The 9,870-nt window shown below is 50.9% G+C and carries 9 protein-coding genes; all 9 read left to right on the top strand.

What is annotated here, in order from left to right:
- On the top strand, positions 1-1,636 hold a 1,636-nt coding region (locus tag J7J49_RS15050), incomplete at its 5' end, for an RHS repeat-associated core domain-containing protein (RefSeq protein ID WP_285222434.1).
- A 33-nt stretch (positions 1,637-1,669) separates the two neighbouring features.
- A complete protein-coding gene (locus J7J49_RS15045) occupies positions 1,670-2,584 on the top strand; it encodes a formylglycine-generating enzyme family protein (RefSeq protein WP_215093689.1) in 915 nt (304 codons plus the stop codon).
- Between the two features lie 133 nt (positions 2,585-2,717).
- Positions 2,718-4,118, top strand: a complete 1,401-nt coding sequence (locus tag J7J49_RS15040; RefSeq protein ID WP_215093687.1) for an RHS repeat-associated core domain-containing protein — start codon at positions 2,718-2,720, stop codon at positions 4,116-4,118.
- A gap of 38 nt (positions 4,119-4,156) precedes the next feature.
- Positions 4,157-4,669, top strand: a complete 513-nt coding sequence (locus tag J7J49_RS15035) for a hypothetical protein (protein ID WP_215093685.1) — start codon at positions 4,157-4,159, stop codon at positions 4,667-4,669.
- A 227-nt stretch (positions 4,670-4,896) separates the two neighbouring features.
- The gene (locus J7J49_RS15030; protein WP_215093683.1) at positions 4,897-6,225 is read left to right on the top strand and encodes a hypothetical protein; all 1,329 of its coding nucleotides are present in this window, start codon (positions 4,897-4,899) and stop codon (positions 6,223-6,225) included.
- 30 nt (positions 6,226-6,255) lie between these two features.
- The gene (locus tag J7J49_RS15025; protein WP_285222438.1) at positions 6,256-7,461 is read left to right on the top strand and encodes an RHS repeat-associated core domain-containing protein; all 1,206 of its coding nucleotides are present in this window, start codon (positions 6,256-6,258) and stop codon (positions 7,459-7,461) included.
- 13 nt (positions 7,462-7,474) lie between these two features.
- Positions 7,475-7,876, top strand: coding sequence for a hypothetical protein (locus J7J49_RS15020; protein WP_215093679.1), 402 nt, complete (start codon positions 7,475-7,477; stop codon positions 7,874-7,876).
- Between the two features lie 296 nt (positions 7,877-8,172).
- Positions 8,173-8,634 (top strand): RHS repeat-associated core domain-containing protein, encoded by a 462-nt coding sequence (locus J7J49_RS22700; RefSeq protein WP_285222433.1) that lies wholly within the window; start codon positions 8,173-8,175, stop codon positions 8,632-8,634.
- A gap of 275 nt (positions 8,635-8,909) precedes the next feature.
- On the top strand, positions 8,910-9,437 hold the full coding sequence (locus J7J49_RS15010; RefSeq protein WP_215093675.1) for a hypothetical protein: 528 nt from the start codon (positions 8,910-8,912) through the stop codon (positions 9,435-9,437).
- The last annotated feature ends 433 nt before the right edge of the window (positions 9,438-9,870 follow it).

Genomic DNA, 9,870 nt, shown 5'->3' with positions numbered 1-9,870 from the left:
TACACTCACCGCCACCGGCGCGCCCCAGGCCAGTCAGTTCGGCGACCTACCCGCGCTTAATTGGCACACCTACGGCAGCGGCCATCTACACGGCATGAGCGCCCCCGGCCTGGATCTGGAAATCGCCCTGGAACCCGACGCCCTGCACCGGGAGACCCAGCGCCGTCTTAGTACCAGCGCCAATGACCATAACCAGCCATTAATGCTGGAACGGGGCTATACCAACCTCGGCCAGTTGGATCACCTCACCCTGCGCAGCCCGGACACCACCAGCCAGCAAAGCTATCAATACGACGCCCTGGGCCGGATGAGCTTCCGTAGCCTCGAAGGTGACCCCGCCTCTAAGGTGATCGCCTACAGCTACGACGCCGCCGGACGCTTGATCGGCAGCCAGCACGGCGATCATGCCCACCGCTATAGCGTGGATGCGGCGGGTAATCGCTTAGAAGGCCAACAGGCCCTGTCTGATAACCGCCTTGGTCAATTAAACGGCACCCGCTACCGCTACGACGGCGCAGGCAACCTGATCGAACGGCAACAGCCCAACGGCGAACGCTTAACCCTGGGCTACGACGGCGCCAACCGCTTGGTGCATCTCACTCATGCCAGCGAGCTGGGCTACACCCGCGACGCCACCTACCGCTACGACGGCCTAGGCCGCCGCATCAGCAAAACCGTACGCCACACCAATGGCACCACCGCCACCACCCACTACGGCTGGGACGGTGATCGCATCGTGCGGGAAGAAACGGATAACCAGCGCACTACCGTGGTGTATGAGCCTGGGAGTTTTGTGCCCATGCTACGTATCGACGACACCCAGCAAGGCCAAGTGCTCAGCGCCTATATCACCGACGCTCTCGGCACGCCCATGCAGTTGGTTACCCCCAACGGCCAACCCCGCTGGCTCGCCGAACCCGACGACTGGGCAGCCGTCAAAAACCAACGCGCCGTGCGCAACGTTATCCAACCGATCCGCTTCCAGGGCCAATGGCACGACGAAGAAAGCGGGCTTTACTACAACCGCCACCGCTACTACGACCCGCAACAGGGAAGGTACATCAGCCAGGATCCGATAGGGCTCAAGGGTGGCACCAACCTGTACGGCTATGTAACCAACCCGACGGGGATGGTGGATCCGTTAGGGTTGGAGGGAGCACATCCTTGGAACCATGCCGCTAACCGAGTTCCATCGCCCCCTCCTATGGTAACGGCGTGCCCTGCTTCGCCGCCCGTTAAGAATGAAGATTGGATAGCATATTATGGTGATCCTAGAGTATTCCATTGTGGATATAAAACATTTCATGAAGACATTACGCCAACCGATGATCGTTTGATGGGAGAATGTGTTTACGATGATTTTGATCAGTTAGTAGATGAAATTCACGAGTTTGCAGGGTGTCGAGGCACTGCTAACCGCTGGGGCTCCGATGACACTCTTAAACACATCTTCTGGGATGAGGGAGGAATAGCACATATTGGACGCTTAGAATCTGCTGGCTTGGCCGGACTAACAGATTCAGTCCGCCATGGCAGTGCAAGAGAATTGATAGTTGAAACAATGGGTGATACACGGCAAGCACTACTTGAAAAATTGCAACATGTGAATCAAAAGCTAGGACAGCTCTTGGATTGAAATATCGTTAATGCCCTGATGGAGAAAACCACTTTGCGTTATATCATCACTGTTGTCAGCTTAGCGTGCCTTTTAGCAAAAAACTTTTCCTTTGCTGAAAACCTTGATCCCGTCCACGATCTCGATATGGTGACGATACCCAGTGGGACTTTTTTAATGGGCGGAACAGATCCCGAATTGAAAAATGTAATGGGTTATTCACAAGAGTATCCCGCCACGGAAATTACAGTCAGTGCCTTTGAGATAAGTGCTTATGAAACCACTTTTGCGCTATGGGATCAGTGTTACAGCGAAAGTGGCTGCCTAAGGCGACCGGATGATGGCGGTTTTGGTAGAGATCAACACCCTGTCATTAACGTTAGCTATGAGGAGATCAATGATGAGTTTCTTCCATGGCTGAATCAAAAAACAGGAAAAAACTATCGTTTGCCTTCAGAAGCGGAGTGGGAGTACGCAGCCCGTGGGGGGACAACAAGTCGTTTTTATACCGGAGACTGCATCACTACTGCCCATGAAAATTTCAGTGGAGAACGCCATCCACGCAATAATCGTGATAATGCCTGTGAAGAAACAGAAGGCTATAACCACCCCTTGGCTGTCGGCAGCCTACTACCCAACCCTTTTGGTCTCTATGACATGCTAGGCAATGTGTCTGAAGTGGTTGAGGATTGCTACTACCATAAGGATTATGATTACAAATATAGGCCTACTGATGGAAGGCCCTATACAAGAGAAAACTGTTTTCAAAGGCATCTGAGAGGTTGCGGCTATTGGTGTACTATGGGCACTCTCCGAGTGTCTAGAAGAAACTTAACCCGTTCTAGCGAATGGGGTGACTATTTTGGTTTTAGGCTTGCTCACTCCATACCCCAGGAGAACACTGATCAAACCAGCATAACCACAAAGCAGCCACCAATTATTGAGCTACTCAACCTTTTTGATGAATAAATGCCAGAGTTCAATCAGTAAACAAAACACGGACATTGCCTCAATCATTCACCAAACGCCAGAGAAAGCCTTGGTTGTCTGCCCTAGCAGTAACGTTGTTTTCACTGATCCACCTACGACTGTCGCCACCTGCATGTTATCAGTAACAATAAGCACAACCAGCCAGCAAACTTATCAATACGACGCCCTGGGCCGGATGAGCTTCCGTAGCCTGGAAGGTGATCCGGCTTCCAAAGTCATCGCCTACAGTTACGACGCCGCTGGGCGCTTAATCGGCAGCCAGCACGGCGATAATGCCCACCGCTACAGCGTCGACGCTGCTGGGAATCGGTTAGAGCAGAAAAATAATCAGCAGCCGCTGCCTGATAACCACCTCACCCAGCTTAATGGGGCGCGCTACCGCTACGACGGCGCCGGTAACTTGGTCGAACGCCAGCAGCCCAACGGCGAACGCTTAACCCTGGGCTACGACGGCGCCAACCGCTTAGTGCACCTGATCCATGCCAGTGAGCTGGGCTACACACGCGAAGCCACCTACCGCTACGATGGGCTAGGAAGGCACATCAGCAAAACCGTACACCACACCAACGGCACCACCGCCACCACCCACTACGGCTGGGACGGTGATCGCATCGTGCGGGAAGAAACCGACGACCAGCGCACTACCGTGGTCTACGAGCCGGGCAGTTTTGTACCCATGCTGCGTATCGATGATACCCAGCAAGGCCAAGTGCTCAGCGCCTATATCACCGATGCCCTGGGCACACCGATGCAGTTGGTCACCCCCGCCGGCCAACCCCGCTGGCTCGCCGAATCCGACGACTGGGCAGCGGTTAAAAATCAACGCGCCGTGCGCAACGTCGCCCAACCGATCCGGTTCCAGGGCCAATGGCACGATGAAGAGAGCGGGCTTTACTACAACCGCCACCGCTATTATGACCCGCAGCAAGGGCGGTATATTAGTCAGGATCCGATTGGGTTGCGGGGTGGGACGAATTTGTATGGCTATGTGACTAATCCGACGGGGGCGGTAGATCCGTTGGGTTTAAACCCGGCAGCCGCATGCGCGATTCCAGCTGTAACTCCCGCATGCGCTTCTGCAGCGCAATGGATTACAGGTTTAGGAGTAGCAGCTGCTACGGGTGTAGTAGCAACTATATCTGGTTCAACATCAGAATCATCTAGAGCCCAAGAGGCAGATCGACTAACTGCTGCACATAGGGCTGCAGCTGGTGCTCGCTCTTTACCTGGCTATGGAGGAAATTGCACACCTGATGAGTATGATGAGTTAGCGAGGCAACAAGATGAGGCATGTAACAGAACAAAAGGGCTTGGGATGTGTGATCGCAATGAGATTGACTATGGTAAAGCTGAGCTTTTCGACGCTTGTGCTCAGGCTAGGATTGATATAGCCAGGAGATGTTTTGCTAGGGGTGGCACAGGTCATAATGACCAAATAAACCGAAACTTGAGAAATGCGATGCCTTGCACTAGAGATTATGAGGGAAAAGGTGACAACCTTATATTCAGATAAATTAACGTCTATTTAACGATTTCATAACGGTAAAAAAAATGCCCCTTCTAAGACTCTCCAACCAGGAGATATATAGAAAAAAGCTTCTCAAGGAGTTTTCAACTAAGCTTCCAAGCGGGGATCTATTCCTCCCCATTCTGGATACTTACGGCGATTTATCTGATGAAGAAAATTTCTTCAAGCAACGTGCCATTTTCCATGAAAAAAAATGGCATGAAGTTAATTTTGATGACTCAAAAGAATTTAACTTTGATTGGGGGCCTTTTTCAGCATTGAGCAAGTTAGGTGAAATTTACTATCTCCCAGCATTCCTCAGTTATTTTTACGAGGTTGAAAATCTAAAAAAAGGAAATATTGGCGATTACTTTGATTCTATCTTTTTTAGCGTGCTAGGGAACAAGGAAGCGACTGAGAGTTTCACCATTGAGCAGAGCAAGCTAATCGCTTTATTTTTGATTAATCTATCAAACCTTGTTGATGACACCTATGGAGCAGAACAAGAGTATCAAAAAGAGCTCACAAGTAACTGGGGGCATTTTTTACTTTTTTGATAAACAATAATCCTGGATTCAAGCAATAAGCGCAGCACAGATATTGCTCCATTAAACATCGGAAAGGGAAGACGCGTGCTGTTTTCCTTGGCGGCAGCGTGGCATTAAGGGCCTTTCATCATGACTCACTCAAACTTAGACATATCGTCGACAACGAGCAAGTAACTGCTTAGACCGGCCCGGACGGCACGCGCTGGGCGATTGAGCGCGATGCCCTGGGCCAGCCGGTGAGCATCGAAGGCCCCGACAATCAGCGCTGGCAGATCACACGCAACGACCTCGGTCACCCGCTGGAGGTCACTGGGCCGGAAGGCACCACTGCCTTCGCCTATGAGAATGAACAGTTACCTGACCGCCCTACTACCCTGACTGATGCGGTGGATGCCAGCCACCAGCGCGAGTGGAACGCTTTGGGCCAGGTCACCGCTCAGGTCGACTGCTCCCAGCAGCGTACCGAGTACGCCTACGATCGAAACGGCTACCTGGCCAGCGTCACCAATGCCCTGAACGAGACCACCCGCACCCAGCACGACAAGATGGGCCGACGCATCGCCACCCAGCTCCCCGACGGGCTCTACTGGCACCACCATGTGGACTCTCTTGGGCGCTTGGTGGAGCTGGAAGGCCCCCAAGGCTTCCGTCAGCAGTTCTTCTTTGATGACCACGGCCGCCCGGTACAGCGTATCGAGGCCGACGGAAGCCAGCAGTTTACCGCCTACGATGACGTTGGCCGCTTGAGCGAGCTGACCCTGGGCAACGGCGCGGTCTACCGTTTTACTTATGACGAGATGGATCGCCTCGCCAGCGAGACCGGTCCCTATGGCCGGGAGCAGCAGTACCGCTACGATGACGCCGGGCGACTGATTGAGCGCATTGAGGCCAACCGCCCCGGCCCCGACGGCCAGCCGCTGGTCACCCGTTACGACTATGACGAAGCCGGTCGCCTTACGGCCCGGCATTTGCCCGCCACGGAACACGCCCCGGCCAGCACGGAGCAGTACCAGTGGGGGACGAATGGTCAGCTACTTAGCGTTACCAATGATCACGGCGAGGTCGCATTCAGCTACGACCACGCCCAGCGGTTAATCGGCGAACAGCAGCAACATGCCGGTAGCAGCTGGCAGTGGCAACACCAGCACACACTCACCGCCACCGGTGCGCCAGAGGCCAGCCAGTTCGGCGACCTTCCGGCGCTCAACTGGCACACCTACGGCAGCGGCCACCTGCACGGCATGAGTGCCCCCGGCCTGGATCTGGAAATCGCCCTGGAACCCGATGCCCTGCACCGGGAGACCCAGCGCCGTCTTAGCACCAGTGCCAATGCGCACAATCAGCCGCTGGTACTGGAGCGTGGGTATACCAACCTCGGTCATTTGGATCACCTCACCCTGCGCAGCCCAGACACCACCAGCCAGCAGAGCTATCAATACGACGCCCTGGGGCGGTTGAGCTTCCGTAGCCTGCAAGGTGATCCAGCAGAAAAAGTGATTGCCTACAACTACGACGCCGCTGGGCGTTTGATCGGCAGCCAGCATGGCGACAATGCCCACCGCTAGGCCGGTAACCGGTTAGAAAGCCAGCAAGCCCTGTCTGATAACCGCCTCACCCAACTCAACGGGGCGCGTTACCGCTACGATGGTGCCGGTAACCTGATCGAGCGCCAACAGCCCAACGGCGAACGCTTAACCCTGGGCTACGACGGCGCCAACCGCTTGGTGCATCTCACTCATGCCAGCGAGCTGGGCTACACCCGCGACGTCACCTACCGCTACGACGGCCTAGGCCGCCGCATCAGCAAAACCGTGCACCACACCAATGGCACCACCGCCACCACCCACTACGGCTGGGACGGTGACCGCATCGTACGCGAAGAAACGGATAATCAGCGCACCACGGTGGTCTACGAGCCGGGCAGTTTTGTGCCTATGCTCAGAATCGACGACACCCAGCAAGGCCAAATCCTCAGCGTCTATATCACCGACGCTCTCGGCACACCGATGCAACTGGTTACCACCAACGGCCAACCCCGCTGGCTGGCCGAACCCGACGACTGGGCAGCGGTTAAAAACCAACGCGCCGTGCGCAACGTTACCCAACCGATCCGCTTCCAGGGTCAATGGCACGATGAAGAATCGGGGCTTTATTACAATCGCCACCGCTATTATGACCCGCAGCAAGGTAGGTATATTAGCCAGGATCCCATCGGCCTCAACGGCGGCACGAATTTGTATAGTTATGTGACCAATCCGACGGGGATGGTGGATCCGTTGGGATTGAGTGGACTTTTAAATGTAGACTTAAGCTCTCTTCGATCCGGAGCAATGAATCCGATAGGATCAGGAACAATAGGGCAATGTTCTCTTGAAACTGTTGTTGTTGACAATACAGAAGAAGCTTGGGCTCATTATAAAAATGGACATGGTCAGCAAGTAGAATTAGGCCCAAATACTAAAGAAACTTTGAGAAATCATCCGTTGGTTCAGCGTCAATCTGAAGCTTTAAAAAATGGCACAGCAAAATATGTTAACAGCAATTTAAGTGCAGATATGACTTTTATTAATTTAGAAGTTTTTCATGTTGGGAGAACTCGGGTCGACTTCGAACAAGTATGCGGATCATCAACTTGCACGACTACGTTTACAGGTTTTGCTGGCGATGGCTTTTGGGATGCGAATGAACTATCCACATGGACTCATGATGGCCCCGGTTCGGGTGGTGAATTTTCAGGTGGCACCACCTATCCTTATAAACCATATGTATGGGTAGAAACCTATCCGAACCCCTACAACTAAACAGGCTTCGAACATGGAATTTATTGACTTTTATCGTTCTTATTGGTTTCCTTTTCTCAATCTTTCAGCTATATTTTTGATCACAGGTGGGTTGCTAGTTCTATCTAAGAGAAAATGGCCAACTCATCATTCGCTTAGCGCGTCAATTTTAACATTTATATTTGTTGTGTTTTTTTTATCAATTGAATTTTATACAATCGATCTTTATTTCGTTAAGAAACTAGAGAGTTTTGATTTGGATGGCAACGGAGTTTTTTCGGCTGATGAAAGAACAGAGCAGCAAAAAAAATACTTTAATATTGTCATGTATGATGCAGGCAGATTCTTAGCGCCTTTCTTTATTGCTTTCCTCTCGATAGGGTATGCAATTTTTATTTTCTTTAGCGTTAAGTTATTTTATTTTTTTAAAAAATAATAAAATATCATTAAGGAGGGTAGACACTATTCGCCCAGTGAGGCACATGCTGGCTTTCTCGGCGGTAGCGTTATAGGAATCATAGTTTTCTTATCACAATGACACGAGCCATCAACGCGCCCGGCCTTGACCTGGAAATCGCCCTGAATCCCGATGCCCTGCATCACGAGACCAAGCGCCATCTCAGCGGTGGCGAGCAATCACAGCCACTAATTTTAGAGTACGTGAAAAGAGCGACCAACAACGCATCACGGTGGTTTATGAGCCGAGAAGTTTTGTGCCCATGCTGCGGAGTGATGCCACTCAACAAGGCCAAGTGCTTAGCGCCTCTATCACCAACGCAATTGGTCGCCCCTAACGACCAACCCCGCTGGCTCGCCGAACCTGACAACTGGGCGGCGGTGAAAAACCAACGCGCCGTGCGCAACGTTACCCAACCGATCCGCTTCCAGGGTCAATGGCACGACGAAGAATCGGGGCTTTACTACAACCGCCACCGTTACTACGACCCGCAGCAGGGACAATATATTAGCCAGGATCCGATTGGGCTCAATGGTGGCACGAATTTGTATGGGTATGTGTCTAACCCGGCAGGGATGGTGGATCCGCTCGGGTTGTTAGCTTGCTTCGGATTATGCATTGCCGGGGCAGTTGTTGGTGGGACTGCCGTAGTTAATTGGACAAGAAATTATTGGAATGAGCCCGTTTCAGATATTACTGATGTGGATGGTTGGACAGAGTTGACACCGGAAGAGTAAATATATCACCGCATGGGTGAAGGCAATGATGGAAATCAAAATTTGTTTCTCCAAATGGCCGTAGTGAAGCAGTTTTTGATTGTAATGACGACCTTGTGACTGACCCAGCTAATGCGGGAACCTACAATTTTTTTGGATCGAGGTATATGAAAGGCGTTCCACACTTTTCGACGGATGTTGTACCTTATTATATGTTTGGAACTTCACCATCAGACATGTTTAATCCACAGCGCGTAACAACCACGTACAATCATCTAACACAGGAAAAATAGTCAATGACAAAGTTAAAGATTTTAACGCTTCTTTTGATGGTGATTTTCACATGTTTTGGGTGCAGTATGAAAACACATAAAAACTATGGATTTACAGAACCCGAGCTTCAACTGGACACTAGTGTTATACATTCCAAGTTGCGCGGCACAATGAAGGATATTGACAATGAAACCAGTCTACATCATGTTCCGTATGAAATGCTGCTTTGGTTTGCTTCTTCCACCGAAAAGGATAGTAGCTGTTTAGTAAACGTAGATTCGATGACCTTAAAAAACTTAGAAACTGGTGAGTCTTTATTGATTTCAGAAAATTCTGAAGCTGTATTTAGCAAAAGATCAGATGGTGTGTATACGGCAAGATTTAATTATAAGAACTTGGACATGCAACACACTGATCATGAATTAGCATTTACGTACTCTTTTAATGAGGAGTGTGGGCTGGAACAGACATCGGTTCCCGTTAACATGCTTTTTAAAAAGCAGTATAGTGAAAGAAATATCTCTTTTTTGGATACGCTAATGGGTATTTGATAATAACTCTTTCTCACTACGTGTGGAATCTTCCCTACCAATTGCGGAAGGATGTTCAAAAATCTAAATCAGCCAGGGCATCATGAGTCGGCGTAGACGTTTGGGGAAAGGGGCAGCCAACTAAAACAGCTTCAGATTCAAATTGCATGGGATGTGTCTAGGGCTCCAATGTTTTGAGTATACCCACATAGAGAAATTTTTAGTTAGCGGCTCTCATTGTCGAAACCGCCCTTAGTATAGATCAGCTTGTCGTGCAGTGTTAACAGCGCCGCTGGTTAAAGAAGCAGGAGATTACATACGTGGTAGGCTTGGCTATTATGGAGATAAAGAAAGAAGAGCGCATCAAGACATGATGGAAGACGATCTATCCGATTTAAGGGTTAACTCGCATGGTTTTAGCTGTCCACCAGACCAATAATACTCAGAACGATGT

The organism is Halomonas sp. ISL-56 (assembly GCF_018612805.1).
Taxonomy (GTDB): Bacteria; Pseudomonadota; Gammaproteobacteria; order Pseudomonadales; family Halomonadaceae; genus Vreelandella.
Note: the sequence above shows the minus strand (reverse complement) of the source record. Positions and strands in the feature narration are given on the sequence as shown.